Origin of the sequence: Ruegeria sp. HKCCD7303 (genome assembly GCF_013111185.1) — a bacterium.
Lineage (GTDB): Bacteria > Pseudomonadota > Alphaproteobacteria > Rhodobacterales > Rhodobacteraceae > Ruegeria.
Genome location: NZ_WVRE01000005.1, coordinates 77,973 through 101,750, shown reverse-complemented (window position 1 = coordinate 101,750; position 23,778 = coordinate 77,973). Strand labels below are relative to the sequence as shown.

Sequence of the window (23,778 nt, the reverse complement as noted above, 5' to 3'; positions counted from 1 at the left end):
ATGGCATCATATAACGCGCGCAATCGCGATCCATTGTTGGACAGCACCACGCAAGCCGCCTTGGAGCGGCGCAGCAAGGAACTGATCGGCATCGCCCTGATCCTGCTGGGTTTGGCTGCGGCGGCGATGATCTGGTCCTACACGCCCGATGATCCGAACTGGATGGTGTCGACCGACGCGCCGGTGCAGAACTGGATGGGGCGTATAGGCGCATCGATCGCAGCGCCCCTTTTCATGATTGTGGGCTGGGGAAGCTGGGGTGTTGCCCTTGTTCTGATCGGCTGGGGTATGCGTTTTGCGGGTCATTTCGGTGAAGACCGCGCCATTGCCCGGTTGATTTTTGCCCCGATATGGATTGCCGTTGTTTCGGTCTACGCTGCGACCCTTGTTCCCGGTGCCGAATGGCGCGCGACGCACAGCTATGGTCTGGGTGGTCTGTTCGGCGACACGGTTATGGGCGCGTTGCTGACGCTTTTGCCGATCTCGTCGCATTTTCTGGTCAAGCTGATGTCGCTGGCCATGGCGGTCGGGATGATCGCGCTGGGTATTTTTGTTCTGGGCTTTACCAAAGCCGACGTGAAACGCGGCTTCCGTGCGTTCCTTTTGGGTTTGGTGATGGCCTACGACCTGCTGATGAATCTGCTGGGCCGTGGTGCCTCGGCTACTGCACAGGCGGCTCGGGATCGACAGGCGCAATGGAAAGAGCACCGCGCCGCGCGGGTGGAACCTGTTTTGAATGATGACATCGCCTTCGGCGATCCCGTCTTTGAAGAACTGGAAGAAGAGCCCGAACCTGCGCCCAAAACCGGCCTGCTGGCGCGTATGCCGTCGTTGATCCGCCGCCCGGAACCGATGCCTGAGCCCGAGTTGGTCGATCCCGAACCGATTGCGGGCTTTGACGAAATGCCCGGCGAAGATCGCATCCGCTCAAAAATCTCGGCTGCTGTGCGCAATCGCAAAGTAGCAACAGGTGAGATGACGCCCGAGCCGGATCCGAACCTGCCTTTGACCAAAGGCCGAGGCCGTCGGCCCGACCCGTTGATCCTGAATGCGCATCAGCCGGATGAATTGCCGGCCGAGCCACCGGTTACCGCCAGCGGGTTGCCGCCCGAACCCCCGATGACAGCAGGTGCTGCACCCGAGTGGCATGATCCGGCCCCGGTCGAGTATGCGCCCGAAGCGATCCAAGGCCATTATGCACCGGACCCCGAACTGGACGATGAACCGCTTGTTGAGGATATGGCGGAACCCGTGCCGCAGTCGCGCCCTGCGATGAAGATCCCAGTGGCGGAGCCGCGCAAACCCGTGGTCGCGCAACCGGTGCGCCGCGCACCGCCGCCGTCGCGCCGCGCACAGGCCGAGGCACAACCTGCGTTGTCTTTTGAAGAAAAGCACTCGGATTTTGAACTGCCCCCGCTGGGATTGTTGTCAAACCCAGCCAGCATTCAACGCCATCATCTGAGTGATGAGGCGTTGGAAGAAAACGCGCGGATGCTGGAGAACGTGCTGGATGACTATGGCGTCAAAGGTGAGATCGTCAGCGTGCGCCCCGGTCCCGTTGTCACCATGTACGAACTGGAACCGGCACCGGGCCTGAAGGCCAGCCGTGTGATTGGTCTGGCCGATGACATTGCGCGTTCCATGTCGGCGCTGTCGGCACGGGTTTCGACCTTGCCGGGCCGTTCTGTCATCGGCATTGAACTGCCGAACGAAAACCGCGAGATGGTGGTTTTGCGCGAAATCCTCGCCAGCCGTGACTTTGGCGACGGCAACCACGCACTGCCGCTGGCGCTGGGCAAGGACATCGGTGGTGAATCCGTTGTGGCCAACCTGGCCAAGATGCCTCACCTGCTGATCGCAGGTACGACCGGCTCGGGTAAGTCGGTGGCGATCAACACCATGATCCTGTCGCTGCTGTACAAGCTGTCGCCGGATGAATGCCGCCTGATCATGATCGACCCGAAGATGCTGGAATTGTCGGTGTATGATGGCATCCCGCATCTGCTGTCCCCTGTCGTCACCGACCCGAAAAAGGCGGTCGTGGCCTTGAAATGGGTCGTGGGTGAGATGGAAGACCGCTATCGCAAGATGTCCAAAATGGGCGTCCGCAACATCGCGGGCTACAATGGCCGTGTGAAGGACGCGTTGGACAAAGGCGAAATGTTCAGCCGCACGGTGCAGACCGGGTTTGATGATGAGACCGGCGAGCCGACCTTTGAAACCGAAGAATTCGCCCCCGAGGCGATGCCTTATATCGTTGTGATCGTCGACGAAATGGCCGACCTGATGATGGTCGCAGGCAAGGAAATCGAAGCCTGCATCCAGCGTCTGGCGCAGATGGCGCGGGCCTCGGGCATTCACCTTATCATGGCCACGCAGCGTCCGTCGGTTGACGTGATTACCGGCACGATCAAGGCAAACTTCCCAACGCGAATTTCGTTCCAGGTGACATCGAAAGTCGATAGCCGCACGATCTTGGGCGAGATGGGTGCCGAACAACTGCTGGGGCAGGGCGATATGCTGTACATGGCGGGTGGCGCCAAGATCACCCGCTGCCACGGTCCTTTTGTGTCTGACGAGGAGGTCGAGGAAATCGTCAACCACCTGAAGCAGTTTGGCCCGCCCGATTACATGAGCGGCGTGGTCGATGGCCCGGCCGAGGAAAAGGCAGAAAACATCGATGCCGTTCTGGGTCTGAATACCGGTGGCAACACGAACGGTGAGGATGCTCTGTACGATCAGGCAGTGGCGATTGTGATCAAGGATCGCAAATGCTCGACCTCGTATATCCAGCGGAAACTTGCCATTGGCTACAACAAGGCTGCCCGGCTCGTTGAGCAGATGGAGGACGAAGGCGTTGTTTCTGCGGCAAATCATGTCGGTAAACGCGAAATCCTAGTCCCTGAACAGTAAGATATTTAATAACAAGGGCAGAAGGCCTATCTGTACGGCATGAAACAGATTGCTTTTGCCCTTGCTTTGACACTCGCCGCACCTGCCGCATGGGCGGCGGATAAGCTGCCGCTGTCGCAGATTTCGAATTACCTTAATGGATTGAAAACGGTTGAGACGACCTTCACGCAAGTGAACGACGATGGATCGCTGAGCACCGGTAAGCTGTGGATGCAGCGCCCGGGCAAGATGCGGTTCGAATACGATCCACCCAACAGTGCGGTCGTGCTTGCGCGTTCCGGCAGCGTACAGATCTTTGACCCGAAATCTAACCAACCGCCCGAGCAATACCCGCTGAAGCGGACACCCCTTTCCATAGTACTGGCGCGGAATGTGAACTTGGGGCAGGCCAATATGGTCGTGGGGCACAGTTTTGACGGCACCGCCACTGTAGTCACGGCGCAAGACCCAAAGAACCCAGAAGCAGGACGGATTGAGCTGATGTTCACAAACGACCCGGTCGAACTGCGCAAATGGGTCATTCACGACAATGCGGGGGGACAGACAACTGTTCTTCTGGGTGCTCTGACTGAAGGCGGACGCCTAGATCAGGGTTTGTTCTCGAACAGTAAAAGGGTCGGGTCAGGCAATCGCTGACCCGAGCCAAACTTTGTCAGTACCGGCAGTTTGACAACTGCGCCTGATATAGCTGCGCACGCGCGTCTACATCATTCGCAACGTTCAACAGCCAGGATTTGCTGTTGTAACTGCCGCGTGCGAAACCGGTATGGCCTTCGTGATAAGCCAGGTATTGATTGCGCGTATCGGCCGGGTGAATGCCGTTACGTTCGTAGCTTTTGTTCATATACCAGCCGATAAAGTCTGACGCGTCGCGAATCCGATCCCGCTTGGCGCGGCGTTTTCCGGTTTCACGCTGGTACTGTTCCCAAGTGCCATCCAACGCCTGACCATAGCCATAGGCACTGCTTTGACGCCCCATCGGGATCACACCCAACACATATCTGTGTGGGGTGCGCGCATCGTGGCGATAGCGGCTTTCCTGATAGATCGTGGCCATCTGAACGTGTACGGGAACACCCCATTTACGTTCCGTGTTCTTGAAAGCCCTGATATAGTCGGGTTTTTCGCGCGCAATGCTGCACGCGTCATTTAATTTGCTGGGCGGCTGTTTGGAGCCGCCCCCACAGGATGCCAGAAGCAGCACCCCGAAGAGTACGATAAGAATTCTGCTCATGTGCCTCATGCCTTTTTTTGGGCATTCTAGCGCAGATTGAGCGATTTTGAAATCACAATCGTTACAGAACGATAGCAAGGATAGCGGGCAGTGCCGCAACGGAAAGTACGGTTGACACCATCACCATCCCGGCGACGGCATCCGCGTCAGCTTCGAAGCGTTCCGCCAGAAGATAAGAGGTTACCGCGACAGGGGTGCACATCTGCAGAACCAGCACACCGAAGGCAATTGCATCCAACTCAAATACAACGGCGACCCCCCAGCCGAGGATGAAACATACCAGCAGCTTGAGAAACGACAGCCATACAGCCTGACCCAAACTGCGACTGGTCAGGCGTGCGATAGCCACTCCAACGGTCACGAGCATCATCGGAACAGCCATTTGCCCTAGCAAATCCAAAGTGTTGGTCAAAAAAAGCGGAGTTTCCCAGCCCTGCCACAAAAACAGGGCCCCCAAAAGCGTTGCCCAAACCATGGGCTGACGGATGACCTGACCAAAGGCGCCTTTGCCCGCCACAAGGTAGATGCCGTAAGTAAACGAAAACAAAGCGGTCACCGACAGAAAAATTACGGCATAGCCTAGACCGGCCTGGCCAAACGCGAAAATACACAGCGGCAGTCCCAGATTACCGGTATTCCCGAATATCAGCGGAGAAAGATACGTACGCTGTTCGAGTTTCAGAACACGAACGACGCCCCAAAACACAAATGCCAGAATAATGTTTGCGACGATCGTGGCAGCGGTGAAGCGCGTCAGATCGCCTCCCGGAATCTCGGTCTGCATCAAGGCAACGAAGATCAGGCTGGGGACAGCCAGGGTCATTGCAAAGCGGGTAACAAACTGAAGACGATACTCGAATCCAAGTTTGACCCAGACAAAACCGATCCCCGCCAACAGAAAGACCGGCGCCGCAATTTCGAACACTGTCAATATTAGGTTCACAGACTGTTTCCCTGAGTTTCACATCAATGATTGGCTTTTAGGGCCAGAAACGGGTAGTAAATGCTTTGGGGGCTGAAACAATGCTAAAGACACGTGCAAAATACGGCTTAGGCCAGGTGGTTCGTCACAAAAAACACCCTTTTCGAGGGGTGATTTTTGACGTGGATCCAGAATTTTCGAACACCGAGGAATGGTATCAGGCCATTCCCGAAGACAGTCGTCCGCGGAAAGAACAGCCGTTTTACCACCTGCTGGCTGAGAACGACCAATCCTTCTATGTTGCTTATGTTTCAGAACAAAATCTGGTTGCGGACTATTCCGGAGAGCCGGTCGAGCACCCTGATATCCCCAATATGTTCGGTCCGTTCGAAGACGGAGCATACCCCCTGCATTTCCAACTGAACTGAGGTTCTCCAACCACGCGATCGTGGTTGCGCGTTTATCAGTAGCCAAGCGCGCAACCGTCCTTGCGTGGGTCGCTGGCCCCCTCCAAAATACCATCTTCGCGGATTCGGATCGACTGCGCACCCCCAAGCGGCGTTTCCGGTCTTTCGATAGTGTGTCCGATTTCCGATAATTGTTTCGCAACCCCTTCAGGGTAGCCGCGTTCCAGTTTCAGAACCGATCCGTCGAAAAACGCACGGGGGGCGTTGATGCTCTCTTGCAGTTCAAGTCCGAAATCCCTGAGGTTTGAAACAAATCTAGCGTGGCCTGTTGGCTGGTAGGCTCCGCCCATCACGCCAAATGGCATCATAATGCGGCCATTCTCGGTCAGCATCCCTGGAATGATCGTGTGCATCGGACGCTTGCCACCGCTCAGTTCGTTCGGGTGCCCCGGCTCCAGCGTGAAGCCTGCGCCACGGTTCTGAAGCAATATGCCGTATTTTTCCGAGGCGATCCCCGACCCAAAGCTGTGGAAAATCGAATAGATCAGCGAAACCGCCATCTGGTCGCGATCTACGACGGTTATATACACGGTGTCCTTGTGAACAGCCTCGGTCAGTTGAGCCGCCGAAGGCATGGCGCGTTTCGGATCAATAAGCGCGGCAAGTTTTGCGGCTAAGTCCGGGTCAAGGAAACGCTCGGCTTTGGACACATGGTCCGGGTCCGCGATGAACCGGTTGCGCGCGTCATAGGCCAACTTGGTGGCCTCAGCCTCGATATGGACCCGTTCAGCGCCAAAGGGGTCCATGTTGGCCAGATCCAAATGTTTCAGAATATTGAGCAACAAAATTGCAGTTGCGCCTTGGCCGTTTGGCGGATGCTCAACCAGTTCGATCCCGTTATAGGCCCCTCGCATGGGCTGCGTTTCTGTAAATTGCGTGTTTTGAAAGTCGTCGGCGGAATGCACACCGCCCTGCGCTGACACGGCAGCGATCATGTCTTCGGCAATTGCGCCCGAATAAAACGCATCGCGTCCTTCGCGCGCGATGCGCCGCAACACTTCAGCCTGACCAGGTGCGCGAAAAACTTGACCGACATCAGGTGCTTGCCCATCGATCAGGTAATGGTCGCGCGCGGCACCTTGCAGCGTTGCAGCTCCAATCTTCCAGTCAAACGCAACGCGGGGCGCAACCGGAATGCCGGCTTCCGCGTAGTGAATTGCGGGGGACAGGATTGCCTCCAACCCCAAACGGCCTTCGGCCTCTGCCAGATGGCAGAACGCATCCACGGCACCCGGAATTGTAACGGCGTCCGGTCCGTTCAGTGGCACAGAGGACAGACCAAGATCGCGCAAAGGCTGTGCTTGCGAGCCGGCTGGTGACCGCCCCGAGCCGTTCAGAGCGCGGACCCGGTTCTCTCCAGCGCGGTTGAACAGAACAAAACAATCGCCACCCAGTCCGGTCATTTGCGGTTCGCAAATTCCCAAAAGGACCGCTCCGGCAATTGCTGCATCCATTGCGTTGCCGCCCCGTTCCAAAATGTCGATTGCGACTTTGGCCGCCAGCGGATGAGAGGTTGCGCACATCCCTTGTGTCGCAAAGACTTCTGACCGGCCTGGTTTGTGCAAATCCCGCATGGTTTCTTTCTCCTTGGAACAGGGGAAAGCTATTCACTGATCGGGGATTGTCCAGAAATTTCAGGGGAGAAGTTCCTCGGCGCCTTTCACTGGGTGGGGGCTGTGATAATTGGCGCCGAGGGAAGCTATCTGAGCTACGAGTCACTGTATGGCGGTTGTTTGCGGCGCGACAATGTTTCGAAAATGGCGTTATTGTGACCAATTGGGCCTGATTAGGCGTTTTTGTCGAAATTAAACCGCAGCGAAAGCCGATTACACCCATCTCGGCGCTCATATTGGATGTCACTGGTGAGTTGGTGAATCAGGAACCAGCCAAACCCCCCTTCCGGCAAATCTTGCGTTGTTTTCCCCAGCGGCGCGGGCGTTCCGTCCGGCATTTGTAGGCCAGGCAGCGGGTGCCCGGTATCCGAGATCAAGATGTCCAGCCGATTCCGATCAAGTCGACAAGTCACCTGCACCTTAGCCGGAGCAATGCCCTTGTAAGCATGTTCCACCACATTGTTGATTGCTTCGGCCAATGCAATCTTCACATCGTCAGATTTATCAGGCGGCAAACCATGGTTTGCCAGACCGCTGCTAAGCCGCGCGATACCTGCGCTGGCTTCGGCGTCTGTTGCGGGGAAGCTTAGTTCCAGGCAGGTCTCGTTACAAATTGGCTTCACGCCCATTCACTCCTGCCTTGGTCACGCATCCGGGTCCGACAGTGCGTCGTCCAGTGTTTCAAACAGCCGGAAAACGGTGTCCATCCGGGTCAGGCGAAAGACTTTCTGGACCACGGGTTGCGGTCCGGCCAGATCCAGCCTGCGGTCTTTGCCCAGTTGCTTCATCGACGCCACAATCGCGCCCAGACCGCTGGAATCGATAAACTCAACCCCCGACAAATTCAGCACAACCCGATCTGCGCCGTTTTCGGTTTCCGCGCGCATGTCTTCCTTGAACTGAATGGCCATCGCGGCATCGATCCGGTCGGAATGCACGGTTATGACCTGTATTGGGCCGTGTGATGTGCTGGTCAGCCCCATGGCTCGGGCGCCCTCCAAACTGAAAAATGAGTCGTAGAAATACGCTAGACGCCAATTCTTACCATTCGGTATTCAAGAACCCGAAAGCAGGAGGAAAACCCGGATGAAAGATGTTGTGATTACAGGAGCCGCCAGAACGCCGATGGGTGGCTTTCAGGGCATGTTCGACGGCGTTGCCGCCGCCGACCTGGGGGGGGACGCAATCCGGGCTGCGTTGCGCCAGGCCGGGGCCCAGACCGTCGACGAAGTTCTGATGGGATGTGTTTTGCCTGCGGGGCAAGGCCAAGCCCCCGCGCGGCAGGCCGGATTTGCAGCTGGTTTGGGCGAAGAAGTTCCTGCGACCACGTTAAACAAGATGTGCGGCTCAGGCATGAAAGCGGCGATGGTCGCCTTTGACCAGATCGCGTTGGGCCATGCGGATACAATGGTTGCTGGCGGTATGGAGAGTATGACAAATGCTCCTTACCTGCTGCCCAAGATGCGCGGTGGCGCCCGAATTGGCCACGGTCAGGTGGTCGACCATATGTTCCTGGACGGGCTGGAAGATGCCTATGACAAAGGTCGTCTGATGGGCACCTTTGCCGAAGACTGTGCCGAAGCGTATCAGTTCACACGCGAAGCGCAGGATGAGTACGCACTGCAATCTTTGTCGAATGCCCTGACCGCACAGGAAAACGGGGCCTTTGATCAGGAAATTGCGCCTGTCACAGTTCGCACGCGTAAGGGCGAGATTGTCCAGGACTGTGATGAGCAACCGAAATCTGCCCGCCCTGACAAAATCCCGACCTTGAAACCCGCGTTTCGAAAGGACGGCACGGTGACGGCTGCCAACTCCTCTTCGATTTCGGATGGCGCCGCAGCGCTTGTCCTGGCCTCGGCCGAAGCAGCCGAAGCGCAAGGATTGGCGGTGCGCGCACGTATTCTGGGTCATGCAAGTCACGCGCAAGCGCCCGGGCTTTTTACCACTGCGCCGGTTCCGGCCGCACAGAAACTTTTGTCCCGCATCGGTTGGAGCAAGGATGACGTTGACTTGTGGGAGGTTAACGAAGCCTTCGCGGTTGTGCCGATGGCGTTCATGCATGAGATGGGTCTGCCGCGCGACAAAGTGAATGTGAATGGCGGGGCCTGTGCGTTGGGTCATCCTATTGGTGCCTCGGGCGCGCGCATCATGGTCACATTGCTGAACGCTTTGGAGAAGCGGGACCTCAAACGCGGCGTGGCGGCAATCTGTATTGGCGGCGGCGAAGGCACAGCGATAGCAATCGAACGCGTTTGACCCTTCATCTTTTTCCAAATACTTCGAGGGTGCGGGGGCATGGCCCCCGCGCGGCCCCTATGGATAAGAAACAATGAAAGTCGAATACGATACCCTGACCAAGACAATCGCGGCCTTGACTGAAGGCGAAACGGATCTGGTCGCTTTGATGGCCACGGTCGCGTGCGAGGTGCATCATTCCGATGACCGCTTTGACTGGACAGGGTTTTATCGGGTCGTTGACCCTGGCTTGTTGAAAATCGGCCCTTATCAAGGCGGGCACGGTTGCCTTGTCATCCCATTTGACCGGGGCGTCTGTGGTGCCGCCGCAAGGACAGGTGAGGTGCAGCTTGTGCCGGATGTCGACGCCTTCCCCGGCCATATTGCGTGCGCCTCTTCAACTCGGTCCGAGTTGGTTTTACCCGTTCGCAACGCAGCGGGTGAGGTGATCGCGGTTTTTGACATCGACAGCAATCAACCGGATGCGTTTTCGGTCGATGACGCGGAAAATCTGTCGACGATTCTGTCACAGACCTTCGCTTCAGCGTAGCAGTTTTTGGATGGGTTCAGACTCGTTCAATGGTGGCTGTGTTTTGGTTCTTCTCGGCATCTGATACAGTGTAGCTGCCGAATTTGAGTTGGAGCGGGCATGACACCAAACCAGTTCTCCACACCGCGCCTTTTGGTCAATCATTGGACGGAAGAACTTCAGGTCCCGTTGCTGCGGCAGAAACTCGAAAGCGAGCTCAGCACATTGCTGACACCCAATGTCTTGAAGTGCTTGCCGCCATCCATGCAGTTGCAGGATCGGGACATTTCGCACTGGATCGACGCCCGTTGCGTTGAAAGTGATGTTCTGGTGGTGCGGCAAAGACAAGATGGTCATCTGATCGGACTTACGATTCTGGCTACTGAGTTAAGTCTCAATGCAGTCCCAAATATTCATCTCGGCTATCTGATCGCAGAAAACGCCTGGGGCAATGGCTATGCCTCAGAGCTTTTGGATGGGCTGATCGCTGCGTTGACACCGGGCCCGGTCACACGCCTTGTTGCCGGGGTAGGACGTGATAACCCGGCTTCCACCCGCGTTCTTCAAAAATCAGGCTTTGTGTTGCTTTGTGAAAATGCGCCGGCAGATACCGAGATGTATGTCTGCCAAACCGGTAAACCGACAGAGCCGTCGGCTGTTTAGTTTCCAAAGGCAGATTACCTGCGATGCAAGCCCGAGTGCGCATCGATCCGGAATGAGGGGTGCATGAAAAAAGGCTTGGATTTTTCACTAAATTGCCTCATCGTGAAAAAAGGATAAAAAATTTCACGAGATTCGGAGTGTCTGTGTGAACAACCAAGCCCCACAAAGCGCGACATTGGGTGCTGACTTGCGTGCCTTGCGCAAGGCGCGTGGGTTAACCCTGACCGAGATCGCGACACGGCTGGAGCGCTCGGTCGGTTGGCTCAGCCAGGTTGAACGGGACATGTCCGACCCTTCCATCTCGGATCTGCGACAGATCGCAGAATGCCTTGGTGTACCTATGTCGATGCTGTTTGCTCATGCGGCGGTTCCGGTTGATGAGAAGGGATATGTTGTTCGTGCGGGAACGCGCCGGCCCATGGGGTCGGGGGAAGAAGGGTTGATCGAAGAACTGCTTTCGCCTGATCTGACCGATGATTTCGAAATGGTGCATTCCACGTTCGAGCCCAATTCGAAGATGCAGACGCCCGCTAATCGCCCGACGCAGGAAGTGGGCTACATGATTTCGGGCCGGTTGGATCTGACCATCGGGTCGCGCGTATTTACCGTTGGCCCGGGTGACAGCTTTCGGATCAAACACGAAACTTACCAATGGTCCAACCCCTATGATGAGCACGCAGTGGCAATCTGGGTCATTGCTCCGCCGGTGTATTGATGAGCTTTGAAGCCTGGACCATATTCGCGCTGTTTTGGGTGGTGTTCGTGACCACGCCGGGTCCGAATGCGGTTAATTGTATCTCGAACGGGATGAGTTTGCCCTTCCCAAAGGCGATGTTGGGTGTTCTGGCAATCCTGACGCAAGCAAGCGCGTTTCTGATCCTGTCGGCGCTGGGCATCACCGCACTGATCGCCGCGTCACCGACCGGGTTCTTCGCGGCCAAACTTGTGGGGGCCGCTTTCCTGATTTGGGTCGGCATCCGAGGCTGGATGAACGCTACGAAACCAGCGCCGGCCTCTGAACGACCTGCTCGGCATGTCTATTTTCACGCGCTGGCAGTGGCGACGATCAATCCCAAAAGCGTGGCCGGATACCTCGCGGCCTTTTCGCAATTCGTGCAACCTGACGTGCCGATCTGGCAGCAAATGGGGGTTATCATGCCCACCGCGCTGATCATCACCACGCTCAGCTATACCGGCTTCACCTTGTTGGGTGCGCTGATGGGCAAGGCGGCACTAGGGGCTGTGTTCAACATCTGGGTTCGCCGCGTGATGGCAACCTGTTTCATCATCTATGGCGTGTTGCTGGGGGCCAGCTCCACGCCCACAGCAAGGGGGTAGTCTAATGCATACTGGTTCCTGCCTGTGCGGCGCAGTTGCGTTTACGATCGATGGAGAGCTGTCGCCGCCCTCGGCCTGCCATTGCGGCCAGTGCCGCAGGCAGTCGGGCCATATCTGGTCCTCGACCTCGACCCAGCAGGACAACCTGAGCTTTACCGCCAGTGACACGCTGCGTTGGTTCCGTGCGTCAGATATCGCGCGGCGTGGCTTTTGCAGTGAATGTGGCTCTTTCCTGTTCTGGCAGCACAATGCCGAAGACACGATTTCGATTTCCATGGGTGCGCTCAGCGAACCTACGGGCCTGAAACTCTCAAAGCACATCTTTGTCGCTGACAAAGGTGACTACTACGACATCTCAGACGATCTGCCCCAGCGGGCACAGTAACAGAGGATCAAAACACATGAGTGACTTTCCAACCAAAGCCCGTGTTGTCATCATCGGTGGCGGCGTCGTGGGCTGCTCGTCCCTTTATCATCTGGCCAAGAAGGGCTGGACCGACTGCGTTCTGCTGGAAAAGAACGAGCTGACTGCTGGCTCGACTTGGCACGCGGCGGGCAATGTGCCGACCTTCTCGACCTCATGGGCGATCATGAACATGCAGCGCTACTCGACCGAGCTGTATTCGCGCTTGGCTGAAGAGGTCGACTACCCGATGAACTATCACGTTTCGGGTTCCATCCGTCTGGCGCATAGCAAAGAGCGGATGCAAGAGTTCGAGCGCGCCATGTCCATGGGCCGCTATCAGGGCATCCCGATGGAGATGTGGACCCCGGAACAGGCCAAGGAGCACTATCCGTTCCTCGAGACGCATGACCTTGAGGGCGTTTTGTATGATCCCACCGACGGCGATATCGACCCGGCGCAGCTGACGCAGGCACTGGCCAAAGGCGCGCGCGATCTGGGTCAGAAGATCATCCGCTTCTGTCCTGCGACCGGTGTGACGCAGCATGACGATGGCACCTGGACCGTGCATACGGACAAAGGCGACATCGCCTGTGACTACGTAGTGAACGCCGCGGGTTACTATGCACAGCGCGTGGGTGAGATGTTCAAGCCATTCGGCGGCCGAACTGTGCCTGCCATGGTGATGAGCCACCAATACCTGCTGACTGATGAAGTCCCCGAAGTTGAAGCGTGGTCGAAGGAACACGGCGGCAAGCTGCCTCTGCTGCGGGACGTCGATGTCTCCTACTATCTGCGGCAGGAGAAGAACGGCTTCAACCTCGGCCCCTACGAGCCCAACTGCAAAGGCCACTGGATGACCGAAGACGATCCGATGCCCGAGGATTTCAGCTTCCAGCTTTGGAATGACGATCTGGATCGAATCGAGGACATCGTCACCGACGCAATGGAGCGGGTGCCGCTGATGGCAACGTCGGGCGTAGGCCGGGTGATCAACGGCCCGATCCCCTACGCGCCGGATGGCCTGCCGCTGATTGGTCCGATGCCGGGTGTGAAAAACGCGTTCGAGGCGCACAGCTTTACCTTTGGCATCGCGCAGGGCGGTGGCGCGGGCAAGGTGCTGGCCGAGTGGATCGTTGATGGCGCGACCGAGTGGGACATGTGGGCCGTCGATCCGCGCCGTTACACCGATTACACCGATCAGGACTATTGCAACCAGAAAGGCATGGAAGTCTACGGCAACGAATACGCCATGCATTTCCCGCACCACGAATGGCCTGCCGCGCGTGACAAAAAGCTGTCGCCGGTACATGACAAGGTCAAAGCGCTGGGCGGCGTGATGGGTGTGTATAACGGCTGGGAACGTGCCAACTGGTTCGCGCAGCCGGGCGATGATACATCTTTGGAGGCGACGCATACCTGGGGCCGTTCCGGCCCGTGGGAGCAGCGGATCAAAGAAGAATGCGAGGCGGTGCGCGACCATTGCGGCGTGCTTGACCTGCCAGGGTTCTCGCGTTTCATGGTCAAAGGCGAAGGCGCGGCCGAGGCACTGCGTGGCCTAGTAGCTGGAGGATTGCCTAAAGTGGGCCGTATCAATCTGGTCTACATCTCGGATGACCGCGGCCGCATCCTGACTGAGATGTCCTGTCTGCGTTTGGGTGAAGATGAGTTCGTCATGATCACTGCCGCGACCGCGCAATGGCATGACCGCGATATTCTGGTGAACGCAATGCCTACCAGCGTATCGGTTGAGGACGTCACCACAACCCGCGACACGCTGATCGTCACCGGCCCAAAGTCGCGTGAGATTCTTTCGGGCCTGACCGATGCCGATCTGTCCTCGGGCTGGCTGACCCATCAGGCCGCAACCGTGGCTGGCCAACCGGCCCACCTGATCCGCGTTTCTTTTGCTGGTGAGTTGGGGTGGGAGGTTCATGCGCTCAACGCGGATATGCCTGCGATCTACGACGCGATCCTTGATGCGGGGGCCAAGCCGTTCGGTATGTACGCCCTGAACTCGCTGCGCATCGAAAAGGGTTACCGCGCGTGGAAAGGCGACTTGTCGAGCGATTACTCGCTGCTCGAAGGGGGGCTGGAGCGGTTCGTCAAACTGGACAAACCGCAGGACTTCCCCGGCAAGGCCGCGATCCTGAGCGAGAAGCAGCAAGGCGTGAAGAAGTCGTTCGTCACCCTGACTGTTGAGGCTGGCGATTGCGACGCGCCATACATGTCCTGCATCTGGCAGGGGGACGAGATCGTCGGTGAGACGACGTCGGGCGCATGGGGGTACCGTGTCGGCAAATCCATCGCTCTGGGCATGATTAAGGCTGAGCTTGCAAACCCGGGTACCGAGCTTGAGGTCGAAATCTACGGCCAAAAGTGCCGCGCTGTGGTAGAGCAGGATCAACCGCTTTGGGATCCCGAGAACGAGCGGTTGCGCGCTTAACCCCTTGCGGAGACCGCCATGAGCAAACGATACGCCAAACTGGGGCCCGGCGAGGGCCCCAACTATGACTGGGAAAATGACCATACCTTCGTGAAGGTGTCAGGTCAGGACACAGACGGCGCATACACGCTTATGGAAGACAATCTGAAGGCCAGCTTCGCGCTTGGCCTTCATCGCCACGATACGCACGCCGAAACCTTCTATTTTTTGGAAGGTGAAGTTGACTTCTATGTCGACGGCGACTGGCATCGATGCGGGCAGGGCACCACGATGCACGTTCCGCCCGGAGTACCGCACGCGTGCCGCATTGCAGTTGATACACCTGCCAAAATGCTCATGATCTTTCAGCCGTCAGGGTTTGATGGGTTCCTTGCCGAACTCGCGAAGATGACCGAGGCAGACTTTGCCGATGAGGCCAAAATGGCGAAGGTCAACGCAAGGTACGATATCGTTCCCATGGGGCCTGTTCCCGCGCACCCGGATGATGAGGTCTGAGATGGCTATCCCCAACACCATGTCTGGCGTTTATCTGACCGGTCACGGTGGACCCGAAGTCTTGGAGTGGCGCGAAGATATTCCGGTGCCAAAGCCCGGTCCGGGCCAGGTGCTTGTTCGGGTTGCCGCGGCCGGTGTGAACAATACGGATATCAACACGCGTGTCGGCTGGTACTCGTCGGATGTGACCGGCGCTACGGATACCGTGGAGCAAGACGTCGAAGCCGGTGGGTGGGGCGGTGCCTTGCACTTCCCCCGCATTCAGGGTGGGGATCTGTGCGGCATTGTCGAGATGGTGGGCGAAGGAGTTCATTTCAGCCCGGGCCAACGCGTAACCTGCCCGATCAACCTTCCGCGCCCGCGTCCCGGACATCCTCGGGGGTTCGTTGCGCTGGGGTCAGAGATCGACGGCGCGTTTGCCCAGTATTGTCTAGTAGAGGCGGATGATCTGTACGACGTCAGCACCTCGCCCTTGTCGGATGTTGAAATTGCAGCCATACCCTGCGCCTTTGGAACCGCCGAAAACCTGCTGACCCGCGCAGGCGTGACTGCAGGGCAAAAGGTCTTGATCACTGGTGCGTCAGGTGGTGTCGGTCTGGCCGCTGTACAGCTCGCGTCACTGCGCGGGGCCACTGTATGGGGCGTAACGGGCGCTGCGAAAGCCAAGGTCGTCATGTCCCAGGGGGCAAGAGCTACGTTTGACCGTAGTGAACCGCTGCCTCAAGACATCTTTGATGTGGTCATTGACGTCGTTGGTGGTCCTGCTTGGGCATCGCTGATCCTTGCCCTGAAACCCGGAGGGCACTACGCCGTGTCGGGTGCAATCGCAGGCCCAATTGTTCAGGCCGATCTGCGGGATATCTACTTGCGCGACATCACAATTCACGGGTGCACCCATCAAAGCCCTGAAGTCTTTGGACGTCTTGTCGAATTGATGAATTCGGGACGGATCAAACCGTTGATCTCTTGCACCTATCCGTTAAAGGATATCGCCCAGGCGCAAGCGGACTTCCAATCCAAGACCTTACCGGGCAAGCTGGTTCTTTTGCCTCAAGGAGCGATAGCATGACAGATATCACCCTTTTGGATGGTTCGATCGGGCAGGAACTGGTTAAGCTCAGTGGCAATGCTCCAACGGCGCTTTGGTCAACCCGTGTCATGATTGAACACCCCGAATTGGTGCGCGAAGTTCACGCCGAATATTTTCGGCGCGGGGCCACCATTGCGACCACCAACACATATGCGGTTCACCGGTCGCGACTGCGGTTTGAAAACATCGAAGATCAGCTTGAGGCCCTTGTTGATACAGCCGTCTCGCAAGCACAAGCGGCTTGCGAGGGTCGGCAAGGGCGCGTTGCCGGATCATTGGGGCCTTTGCTGGCATCGTACAGACCTGACCTGAAGCCCGACCCAATCGATGCTGGTGAGAAATTTGCGGAACTGGTTGGCCTTATGGCGGATCACGTAGATCTGTTTCTGATCGAGACGGTGTCATCAGTACTTGAAGCCGAAGGTGCGCTACGGGGTACGTCGGAATGTGGCAAGCCGGTATGGCTTTCTCTTTCAGTAAATGATGACGACGGTCGTTTCCTCAGGTCGGGAGAGCCCTTGGCGGATATTGCTCCGCTTATCAAAGAGTTTTCCCCGGATGCGCTGTTGATCAACTGTTCGCGTCCCGAAGCGATCCCGGCCGCGTTGGAGATCCTGTCCGGCATGTCTCTGCCATTTGGGGCCTATGCCAATGGGTTCACGCATATCTCGGACGGGTTCCTCGAAGATGCGCCGACAGTGGACGCATTGGAACAACGTCACGATCTTGGCCCGGACGCTTATGCAGATCACGCGATGCGTTGGATCGGTCAGGGTGCTACTATTGTTGGCGGATGCTGCGAAATCGGCCCGGATCATATCGAAACACTGGCCAACCGTTTGCGGGCGGCCGGGCACAATATCGTCTGAGCACACAGATGACAGCAGAAGCGACACAGAGAAGCCCAAAGCAGACGATCCAGCATTTCGACATACTGGTCGCGCCCGGTTTTGTGCTGCTTGAGCTAGCCTCGCTGGTGGATGTTCTGCGTGTGGCGAACCGTGTTTGTGCTTCTCCACCTTTCACATATTCGTACCGGTCGCTGCGCGGTGGCGATGTGGCCAGCAGCAGTGACGCGGTTGTTTCGACCTCAATTGTGCCGCAGCAGCCCAAGGCGGACTATCTATTTGTCATCGGCAATTCCGACCCGGATCAACCCGACCTGTCGCTTGGGCGCACTGTCTCGGATTATACGTACCGTGGTGCACAGGTTTTTCTGCTGTCTGAAGCCGCCAGCCGTTACATAGATGAAAAAGGCACCGAAGACCTGGCAACCCATTGGGAAAATGCCTCTTTCCTGCGTGAGCGCGGCGCCCGGTTTGAGGCGAAACTTCTGATTGCCACAGAGAACGGACCTGTGGTCACATGTGCGGGCATGGGTGCGACTGCGGACATCGCACTGGCTGTCATCGGGCGGCACATCTCGGGGCCGGCGAAAATGACCGTCGCGGATATCATGCTGCATGAGCAGATTCGCGACTTTTCTTCCATGCAGCCGTTTTCCGGGGCAAAAACCTCGGCCACCGGAGATGCAAAACTGGATCAGTGCATCAAACTGATGCAAGAGAACATCGAAGATCCGCTGCCCATCCAGCAGATTGTCGAGGATCTGAACCTGTCGAATCGGTCGTTGGAGCGTAAGTTCAAATCCTTTTTGGGCACCACGCCCAATGGGTTTTATCGTGAAATGCGTCTGGCAAAGGCCAACAACTTGCTTATGAACACCACGATGAGCGTGCGCGAAATCGGTATGGCTTGTGGGTTTCCAAACGGATTTTCTTCTGTTTACAAGAGCTTCTTCGGGGTTACTCCGTTTGTCATGAGGCGGGACAGGCGTCAGACCAACCAAAGATGATTTTCACGAATTTGGTGACGTTTTTGGTGCATTTCCTGTCGACCTCCTATGGCATCCTTCCGCAGACCAAACACTATCGGAGTCGTCATCATGGTTGATCTTCCCAGCAAGGCCCGCGTGGTCATAATTGGCGGCGGTGTCATCGGATGTTCTGTTGCCTATCACCTGACCAAAAAGGGCTGGAAGGATGTTGTTCTTCTGGAACGAAAACAGCTAACCAGCGGTACCACATGGCACGCGGCGGGTTTGATCGCACAACTGCGTGCCACTGCGAACATGACCAAGCTGGCGAAATACAGCCAGGAACTTTACGGATCTCTGGAAGAAGAAACCGGCGTTGCCACGGGCTTCAAACGCTGTGGATCAATCACCGTGGCTTTGACCGACGAGCGCAAGGAAGAGATTTACCGTCAGGCGGCCATGGCGCGCGCCTTTGGTGTCGAGGTCGAAGAAATCTCGAACGAACGCGTTCAGGAGCTGTATCCGCATATCAATCTCGATGGCGTCAAAGGGGCCGTTTACCTGCCGCTGGACGGCCAGGGTGATCCCGCCAATATCGCACTGGCGCTGGCCAAAGGTGCACGGCAACGCGGCGCCGTCGTGAAGGAACGGGTTAAAGTCACTGACATCGTCAAGCAGGGCCGTTCTGTCACCGGGGTGGATTGGGTCGCGGATGACGGCAGCGCTTCGGGCCATATCGAATGCGACATGGTGGTGAACTGCGCCGGGATGTGGGGCCACGAGGTAGGCCGCATGGCGGGTACCAACGTGCCGCTTCATGCGTGCGAGCATTTCTATATCGTGACCGAAAATATCGACGGTCTGACCCAACTGCCAGTGCTGCGTGTGCCTGACGAATGCGCGTATTACAAAGAAGATGCAGGTAAAATCCTGCTGGGCGCGTTCGAACCCAACGCGAAACCGTGGGCAATGGACGGCATCCCGGACACGTTCGAATTCGATCAACTCCCCGAAGACTTCGACCATTTTGAGCCGATCCTCGAAGCTGCGTGTGAGCGGATGCCGATGCTGGCCGAAGCCGGTATCCACACTTTCTTCAACGGCCCGGAATCGTTCACACCTGACGATGCCTATCATTTAGGCCTTGCGCCCGAGATGGATAATGTATGGGTCGCTGCGGGCTTCAACTCGATCGGTATTCAGTCTGCCGGTGGCGCGGGTATGGCGCTGGCTGAATGGATGGACACAGGCGAGAAACCCTTTGATCTGGGCGATGTGGACATCAGCCGGATGCAGCCGTTCCAGGGCAATAAAAAGTACCTCTTCGAACGCTCGAAAGAGACGCTGGGGCTGCTGTATGCCGACCACTTCCCCTATCGTCAAAAAGCCACTGCGCGCGGTGTGCGTCGAACGCCGTTCCACCACCACCTTTTGGAACAGGGTGCTGTCATGGGCGAGTTGGCTGGTTGGGAGCGCGCCAACTGGTTCGCGGGTGAAGGGCAAGAGCGCGCATACCAGTATAGCTGGAAGCGTCAGAACTGGTTCAAGAACTCGGCTGCTGAACACCGCGCCGTGCGCGAAAATGTCGGCATGTATGACATGTCGTCTTTCGGCAAGGTCCGCGTCGAAGGTCCCGACGCCGAAAAGTTCATGAACTATATCGGTGGTGGCGACTACTCGGTACCTAATGGCAAGATTGTCTACACGCAGTTTCTGAACCGTGCCGGCGGGATCGAAGCCGATGTGACTGTCACACGCCTGAGCGAAACCGCATATCTGGTCGTGACTCCTGCCGCGACACGTCTGGCAGATCAAACCTGGATGATGCGCCACGCGGGCGATTTCAACGTCGTGATCACCGATGTCACAGCAGGTGAGGGTGTTTTGGCCGTTATGGGGCCCAACTCGCGTGCTCTGCTCGAGAAAGTGTCGCCCAACGATTTCACCAACGCGGCCAACCCCTTCGGCACTGCGCAGGAGATTGAGATCGGAATGGGCCTGGCGCGTGCTCATCGCGTCACCTATGTGGGCGAGCTTGGATGGGAGATCTATGTTTCTGCGGACATGGCAGGCCATGTATTCGAAACCCTCCACGAGGCCGGACAGGATATGGGGCTGAAGCTGTGCGGGATGCACATGATGGACAGCGCCCGTATCGAAAAAGGCTTCCGCCATTTCGGGCACGACATCACCTGCGAGGATCATGTGGTGGATGCGGGTCTTGGCTTTGCGGTCAAGGTCGACAAAGGCAGTGACTTCATAGGGCGTGAGGCCGTGATTGCCCGCAAAGAAAGTGGCCCCAAGAACCGGTTGGTGCAATTTAAGCTGACAGATTCCGAACCTTTGCTGTTCCACAACGAGCCGATTGTCCGCGATGGTGAATATGTGGGCTATCTGAGCTCGGGCAACTATGGCCACACATTGGGCGGTGCCATTGGTCTGGGTTATGTCCCATGCGAAGGCGAAAAGGCTGCGGACGTTCTGGCATCCACTTATGAGATCGATGTCTGTGGGGTGAAGGTTAGAGCAGAAGCTTCGCTTAAGCCGATGTACGACCCAAAATCCGAGCGCGTGAAAGTCTGACAATGGCGAGGGGGCACTGCCCCCGCCGCCCTTCTCGGGCGACTCCCCCGAGGTATTTGGGGCCAGATGAATGTAGGATCCCTTGTTCATCTGGCCTAAAAATACCTCGGAGCGCGAGGCAGCGCCTCGCTGCACTAACATGGGTTTCCAAGCGACGTCTGAGATCGACCCATCACTATTCGTTATGTACGACTTCACGGTTTTCAGAGTTTTCAAGTTGACCTGAACTGCCGTAAGTGTGTCCGGTACTTACCGGAGACTTACTGTGGCAAATACGCCTCCTGCTTCTCAGAATGCAGATACCCCGAAGGGCCTTGCGCTTGCGGTTACCGCCTATGTTTTGTGGGGGTTTCTGCCGCTTTACCTGAAAGCGCTGGACCATATCGGGCCGGTTGAGGTTGTGGCCCATCGCATTATTTGGTCGGTTCCGGTGGCCGGGTTGCTGTTGGTTATTCTCGGGCGCACTAGGGACCTTAAGGCGGCTCTGACCAATCCGAAGATGTTGGGGATGGCTGCATTGACGGCAGCGCTGATCTCGGTGAACTGGGCGATTTATGTTTGGGCGATTTCGACTGGGCACGCGTTGGATGCAGCCCTGGGATACTATATCAACCCGCTTTTCAGCATCGCGCTTGGCGCGATTTTGTTGCGCGAGCCATTGACGCGGACGCAATTGGTGGCCGTAGGTCTGGCCGCTTTGGGTGTGTTGGTTTTGGTCCTGGAAGCGGGTCGACTACCTTGGGCTGCGCTTGGTCTAATGGTCAGCTGGGGATTTTACGCTTTTTTCAAACGATCTCTGCCAATTGGACCCAATCAAGGATTCTTGCTTGAGGTGCTGATCCTTTTGATCCCGGCTTTGGTCTACGTCACATTTCTGGGTGTGCAGGGTACGGGAAAATTTGGCGTGGCTCTTTCCGATACCTTGCTGTTGTCCTGCGCCGGAATCGTGACGGCCGTGCCGCTGCTGGTTTATGCAAACGGTGCCAAGCTGGTGCGGCTGTCCACGATGGGTATCCTGCAGTACATCGCGCCGACCATGATCTTTGTGACGGCAATCACTGTGTTTGGCGAAAAGATCGACACCGGTCGGATGATCGCTTTCCCGCTAATCTGGGCGGCGTTGATTGTCTATTCGATCCCGATGATCCGGCAGGCGCGGGCTCAGGCCTGACGCAACAGTTGCGCTGCGGCGTCTGCCCAAAGGGCGTAGGCGTGTGGACTGGGATGATAGCCGTCCGGGGCAGCAAGCGCCGGGTCATCCGGCAGATCGAGTTTCAGATGCCAGACATGGGGGTGAGCGGACACAACCTGCTGCAGCGCCTGATCCAGCCGGGCCGCCTGACGGCCAAGGACCCAGGCCAAAGGATGGGACAAGGCCGGGAACCTGTTCATTTGTGGAACTCCGGTTACGACAATGCGTCGTGCTCCCAGATCGTTGGACAAAGCATTGATAAGCTGCGTTTGGCGGTGCGCAAATTGTCGGGATGTAACGGCGCGGGTCACATCATTGACGCCTAAGGCCGTGACAACTGCGTCGAACTCCCCCTGCACGCTTTTCAGGCGGTCGAGTGTGTCCAGTGTTGTGTGCCCCGTGGCCGCTTTCAATTGCCACTCGACCGAATAGTGTTTGGCCAGCCGGTCAACCAGCTGCCCTGACAGAGCCTGCGCTTGGGTTCCGGCCCCAACGCCAGCAGCCGAGCTGTCGCCGCAGATGAGCAGGCGCAGGCGTGGTCCGCGACCTGATCTGCCCGTTCGCGGACCAGCCGGTTCAGGCAACATCTGAGCGTTGCGGCGCACAGAAAGACCCTGTGCCGCCAAAACCGGCAGCAGGGGAATGCGCAGGACCTGATCGGCTGCAATCAAACCGCGCATAGTCAGCTCAGGGCGTCTTTGAACTTAAGAAAGCGTGCGTCGGTCATCACGCGCGCCATCATCGCTTCTCGTAACGCACCCACTGTTTTGTAAGGGCGCATCACGACCTCGAAGGTCTGAATCAAGCCTTCGTCGTTCAGCGTGATCAGATCCACCCCGATCCCGTCAAGATCGCCGACCTTGCACTGGAATTCCAACGCCCAGTCTTTTCCTTCGCCCATGATGCGGCGATAGCGGAAGTCTGAAAACACCTGACCAACATGTCCCAGAACGGCGGTCACAGGCGCACGCCCGGTCCAGGTGCTGTAATAGGTCGGGGGCAGGAACTGAACGTCCTCGGCCAACAGCGCGTGGATCAGGGATTCATCGCCTTTGGCTACAACCTCTTGCATTCGTTCGATGGTCGGGTGCATGTCGTTTCCTCCTGTGCCGAAGGTCACTGAACATTGCCCAACAGGCAAGGACGACGTTGCGGGAGGTCACGGGCTGCGATAGGCAGGCTCCCATGAGCGAGACTTATGCCCCCCCTCAAACCCCGCTGGATGTCTTGCACGAAGACGCCCAGTTGATCGTGGTGAACAAACCGTCTGGCCTGCTTTCGGTGCCGGGGCGTGGTGAACACCTGGCCGATTGTCTTTTGACTCGGGTGCAGGCGGCTTTTCCCCAGGCATTGCTGGTGCATCGGTTGGACCGGGATACATCAGGGGTCATGGTTTTTGCCCAAACGCCCCATGCTCAGCGCAATCTGAGCATGCAGTTCGAACAGCGCCAGACCCGCAAAACCTATGTCGCCCGTGTCTGGGGTCGGCTGGAGCCAAAGACCGGCACAGTGGACCTGCCTTTGATTGTGGACTGGCCCAACCGGCCCCGACAAATGGTCTGCCACGACACCGGAAAGCCTGCGCTCACCGATTGGCGCGTCGTAAAACATGAGGGCGACACAACGCGTGTGCGCCTGTTTCCCAAAACCGGTCGGTCTCATCAGTTGCGGGTTCACATGCAGGCGTTGGGTCATCCGATTCTGGGCGACCCGTTTTATGCAACGGGTGCTGCGGCGGATTTCCCAAGATTAATGCTGCATTCGGAAGAACTGCGCCTGAAACACCCAGAAGGCGGGGTTTCGATGAAATTTCGTGCCGGGGCCGATTTTTGAAGA

At 57.3% G+C, this 23,778-nt stretch carries 24 protein-coding genes; 17 read left to right on the top strand and 7 right to left on the bottom strand.

The window, feature by feature from the left end:
- Together GS630_RS14235 and GS630_RS14230 are read left to right on the top strand one after the other, a co-directional pair.
- Complete coding sequence (locus tag GS630_RS14235; protein ID WP_171180246.1) at positions 1–2,913, top strand: DNA translocase FtsK; 2,913 nt, start codon at positions 1–3, stop codon at positions 2,911–2,913.
- Between the two features lie 39 nt (positions 2,914–2,952).
- Positions 2,953–3,549 carry an outer membrane lipoprotein carrier protein LolA gene (locus tag GS630_RS14230; protein WP_171180238.1) on the top strand — a complete coding sequence of 199 codons (597 nt, stop codon included), beginning with the start codon at positions 2,953–2,955 and terminating at the stop codon, positions 3,547–3,549.
- Between the two features lie 16 nt (positions 3,550–3,565).
- Here GS630_RS14230 and GS630_RS14225 read toward each other — a convergent pair whose 3' ends face one another.
- Positions 3,566–4,147, bottom strand: a complete 582-nt coding sequence (locus tag GS630_RS14225; RefSeq protein WP_171180236.1) for a lytic transglycosylase — start codon at positions 4,145–4,147, stop codon at positions 3,566–3,568.
- Between the two features lie 61 nt (positions 4,148–4,208).
- Positions 4,209–5,090, bottom strand: coding sequence for an AEC family transporter (locus tag GS630_RS14220; protein WP_171180233.1), 882 nt, complete (start codon positions 5,088–5,090; stop codon positions 4,209–4,211).
- A gap of 80 nt (positions 5,091–5,170) precedes the next feature.
- On the opposite strand from GS630_RS14220, the gene hspQ reads away from it, so the two are divergent.
- Positions 5,171–5,497: a heat shock protein HspQ gene (hspQ, locus tag GS630_RS14215; protein ID WP_171180231.1), complete on the top strand. Its 327-nt coding sequence runs from the start codon at positions 5,171–5,173 to the stop codon at positions 5,495–5,497.
- 35 nt (positions 5,498–5,532) lie between these two features.
- Here the strand turns inward: hspQ and GS630_RS14210 are convergent, their stop codons facing one another.
- The 3 genes from GS630_RS14210 to GS630_RS14200 all read right to left on the bottom strand — a co-directional run bounded on the left by GS630_RS14210 (position 5,533) and on the right by GS630_RS14200 (position 8,132).
- Entirely contained in the window at positions 5,533–7,110 is a 1,578-nt protein-coding gene (locus tag GS630_RS14210) for a gamma-glutamyltransferase family protein (RefSeq protein ID WP_171620055.1), read from the bottom strand.
- 212 nt (positions 7,111–7,322) lie between these two features.
- A complete protein-coding gene (locus GS630_RS14205; protein ID WP_371809139.1) occupies positions 7,323–7,772 on the bottom strand; it encodes an ATP-binding protein in 450 nt (149 codons plus the stop codon).
- 21 nt (positions 7,773–7,793) lie between these two features.
- On the bottom strand, positions 7,794–8,132 hold the full coding sequence (locus GS630_RS14200) for an STAS domain-containing protein (RefSeq protein ID WP_171180223.1): 339 nt from the start codon (positions 8,130–8,132) through the stop codon (positions 7,794–7,796).
- A 103-nt stretch (positions 8,133–8,235) separates the two neighbouring features.
- Here GS630_RS14200 and GS630_RS14195 point away from each other — a divergent pair, with 103 nt between their 5' ends.
- From GS630_RS14195 to rarD, 13 genes are all read left to right on the top strand, one after another.
- On the top strand, positions 8,236–9,408 hold the full coding sequence (locus GS630_RS14195; protein WP_171236065.1) for an acetyl-CoA C-acyltransferase: 1,173 nt from the start codon (positions 8,236–8,238) through the stop codon (positions 9,406–9,408).
- Positions 9,409–9,481: 73 nt separating this feature from the next.
- Positions 9,482–9,937, top strand: a complete 456-nt coding sequence (locus GS630_RS14190; RefSeq protein WP_171180220.1) for a GAF domain-containing protein — start codon at positions 9,482–9,484, stop codon at positions 9,935–9,937.
- A 99-nt stretch (positions 9,938–10,036) separates the two neighbouring features.
- Positions 10,037–10,579 carry a GNAT family N-acetyltransferase gene (locus GS630_RS14185; protein WP_171180218.1) on the top strand — a complete coding sequence of 181 codons (543 nt, stop codon included), beginning with the start codon at positions 10,037–10,039 and terminating at the stop codon, positions 10,577–10,579.
- A 145-nt stretch (positions 10,580–10,724) separates the two neighbouring features.
- Positions 10,725–11,294 carry an XRE family transcriptional regulator gene (locus GS630_RS14180; protein ID WP_171180216.1) on the top strand — a complete coding sequence of 190 codons (570 nt, stop codon included), beginning with the start codon at positions 10,725–10,727 and terminating at the stop codon, positions 11,292–11,294.
- Positions 11,294–11,917 (top strand): LysE family translocator, encoded by a 624-nt coding sequence (locus GS630_RS14175; RefSeq protein WP_171620051.1) that lies wholly within the window; start codon positions 11,294–11,296, stop codon positions 11,915–11,917. The genes GS630_RS14180 and GS630_RS14175 overlap by 1 nt, the downstream gene beginning before the upstream one ends.
- Positions 11,918–11,921: 4 nt before the next feature.
- Positions 11,922–12,302 (top strand): GFA family protein, encoded by a 381-nt coding sequence (locus GS630_RS14170; protein ID WP_171620049.1) that lies wholly within the window; start codon positions 11,922–11,924, stop codon positions 12,300–12,302.
- Between the two features lie 16 nt (positions 12,303–12,318).
- Positions 12,319–14,766: an FAD-dependent oxidoreductase gene (locus tag GS630_RS14165; protein ID WP_171620047.1), complete on the top strand. Its 2,448-nt coding sequence runs from the start codon at positions 12,319–12,321 to the stop codon at positions 14,764–14,766.
- Positions 14,767–14,784: 18 nt separating this feature from the next.
- Positions 14,785–15,261 (top strand): cupin domain-containing protein, encoded by a 477-nt coding sequence (locus GS630_RS14160; protein WP_171180209.1) that lies wholly within the window; start codon positions 14,785–14,787, stop codon positions 15,259–15,261.
- 1 nt (position 15,262) lies between these two features.
- Positions 15,263–16,330, top strand: a complete 1,068-nt coding sequence (locus GS630_RS14155; RefSeq protein ID WP_171180207.1) for an alcohol dehydrogenase family protein — start codon at positions 15,263–15,265, stop codon at positions 16,328–16,330.
- On the top strand, positions 16,327–17,220 hold the full coding sequence (locus GS630_RS14150; protein ID WP_171180205.1) for a homocysteine S-methyltransferase family protein: 894 nt from the start codon (positions 16,327–16,329) through the stop codon (positions 17,218–17,220). The genes GS630_RS14155 and GS630_RS14150 overlap by 4 nt, the downstream gene beginning before the upstream one ends.
- 8 nt (positions 17,221–17,228) lie before the next feature.
- Complete coding sequence (locus GS630_RS14145; protein WP_171236059.1) at positions 17,229–18,206, top strand: GlxA family transcriptional regulator; 978 nt, start codon at positions 17,229–17,231, stop codon at positions 18,204–18,206.
- Between the two features lie 90 nt (positions 18,207–18,296).
- A complete protein-coding gene (locus tag GS630_RS14140) occupies positions 18,297–20,750 on the top strand; it encodes an FAD-dependent oxidoreductase (protein ID WP_171620045.1) in 2,454 nt (817 codons plus the stop codon).
- A gap of 265 nt (positions 20,751–21,015) precedes the next feature.
- Positions 21,016–21,921: an EamA family transporter RarD gene (gene rarD / locus GS630_RS14135; protein WP_171620043.1), complete on the top strand. Its 906-nt coding sequence runs from the start codon at positions 21,016–21,018 to the stop codon at positions 21,919–21,921.
- On the opposite strand, the gene GS630_RS14130 is transcribed toward rarD, so the two are convergent.
- Together GS630_RS14130 and GS630_RS14125 are read right to left on the bottom strand one after the other, a co-directional pair.
- Entirely contained in the window at positions 21,912–22,622 is a 711-nt protein-coding gene (locus tag GS630_RS14130; RefSeq protein WP_171180197.1) for an SGNH/GDSL hydrolase family protein, read from the bottom strand. The two genes, rarD and GS630_RS14130, sit on opposite strands and share 10 nt — an antisense overlap.
- A 2-nt stretch (positions 22,623–22,624) precedes the next feature.
- On the bottom strand, positions 22,625–23,035 hold the full coding sequence (locus tag GS630_RS14125) for a nuclear transport factor 2 family protein (protein ID WP_171180195.1): 411 nt from the start codon (positions 23,033–23,035) through the stop codon (positions 22,625–22,627).
- A gap of 92 nt (positions 23,036–23,127) precedes the next feature.
- Between GS630_RS14125 and GS630_RS14120 the strand changes: the two genes are divergently transcribed.
- Positions 23,128–23,775, top strand: a complete 648-nt coding sequence (locus GS630_RS14120; protein WP_171620041.1) for an RluA family pseudouridine synthase — start codon at positions 23,128–23,130, stop codon at positions 23,773–23,775.
- Positions 23,776–23,778: the final 3 nt, after the last annotated feature.

What these genes read in the sequence shown, in the direction of transcription:
- GS630_RS14170 (WP_171620049.1), top strand. Translation starts at nt 11,922, where the DNA reads ATGCATACTGGTTCCTGCCTGTGCGGCGCAGTTGCGTTTACGATCGAT.
- GS630_RS14145 (WP_171236059.1), top strand. Translation starts at nt 17,229, where the DNA reads ATGACAGCAGAAGCGACACAGAGAAGCCCAAAGCAGACGATCCAGCAT.
- GS630_RS14185 (WP_171180218.1), top strand. Translation starts at nt 10,037, where the DNA reads ATGACACCAAACCAGTTCTCCACACCGCGCCTTTTGGTCAATCATTGG.
- hspQ (WP_171180231.1), top strand. Translation starts at nt 5,171, where the DNA reads ATGCTAAAGACACGTGCAAAATACGGCTTAGGCCAGGTGGTTCGTCAC.
- GS630_RS14150 (WP_171180205.1), top strand. Translation starts at nt 16,327, where the DNA reads ATGACAGATATCACCCTTTTGGATGGTTCGATCGGGCAGGAACTGGTT.
- GS630_RS14190 (WP_171180220.1), top strand. Translation starts at nt 9,482, where the DNA reads ATGAAAGTCGAATACGATACCCTGACCAAGACAATCGCGGCCTTGACT.
- GS630_RS14200 (WP_171180223.1), bottom strand. Translation starts at nt 8,132, where the DNA reads ATGGGGCTGACCAGCACATCACACGGCCCAATACAGGTCATAACCGTG.
- GS630_RS14120 (WP_171620041.1), top strand. Translation starts at nt 23,128, where the DNA reads ATGAGCGAGACTTATGCCCCCCCTCAAACCCCGCTGGATGTCTTGCAC.
- GS630_RS14140 (WP_171620045.1), top strand. Translation starts at nt 18,297, where the DNA reads ATGGTTGATCTTCCCAGCAAGGCCCGCGTGGTCATAATTGGCGGCGGT.
- GS630_RS14125 (WP_171180195.1), bottom strand. Translation starts at nt 23,035, where the DNA reads ATGCACCCGACCATCGAACGAATGCAAGAGGTTGTAGCCAAAGGCGAT.
- GS630_RS14195 (WP_171236065.1), top strand. Translation starts at nt 8,236, where the DNA reads ATGAAAGATGTTGTGATTACAGGAGCCGCCAGAACGCCGATGGGTGGC.
- GS630_RS14160 (WP_171180209.1), top strand. Translation starts at nt 14,785, where the DNA reads ATGAGCAAACGATACGCCAAACTGGGGCCCGGCGAGGGCCCCAACTAT.
- GS630_RS14225 (WP_171180236.1), bottom strand. Translation starts at nt 4,147, where the DNA reads ATGAGCAGAATTCTTATCGTACTCTTCGGGGTGCTGCTTCTGGCATCC.
- GS630_RS14155 (WP_171180207.1), top strand. Translation starts at nt 15,263, where the DNA reads ATGGCTATCCCCAACACCATGTCTGGCGTTTATCTGACCGGTCACGGT.
- GS630_RS14175 (WP_171620051.1), top strand. Translation starts at nt 11,294, where the DNA reads ATGAGCTTTGAAGCCTGGACCATATTCGCGCTGTTTTGGGTGGTGTTC.
- GS630_RS14165 (WP_171620047.1), top strand. Translation starts at nt 12,319, where the DNA reads ATGAGTGACTTTCCAACCAAAGCCCGTGTTGTCATCATCGGTGGCGGC.
- GS630_RS14210 (WP_171620055.1), bottom strand. Translation starts at nt 7,110, where the DNA reads ATGCGGGATTTGCACAAACCAGGCCGGTCAGAAGTCTTTGCGACACAA.
- GS630_RS14235 (WP_171180246.1), top strand. Translation starts at nt 1, where the DNA reads ATGGCATCATATAACGCGCGCAATCGCGATCCATTGTTGGACAGCACC.
- GS630_RS14230 (WP_171180238.1), top strand. Translation starts at nt 2,953, where the DNA reads ATGAAACAGATTGCTTTTGCCCTTGCTTTGACACTCGCCGCACCTGCC.
- GS630_RS14130 (WP_171180197.1), bottom strand. Translation starts at nt 22,622, where the DNA reads ATGCGCGGTTTGATTGCAGCCGATCAGGTCCTGCGCATTCCCCTGCTG.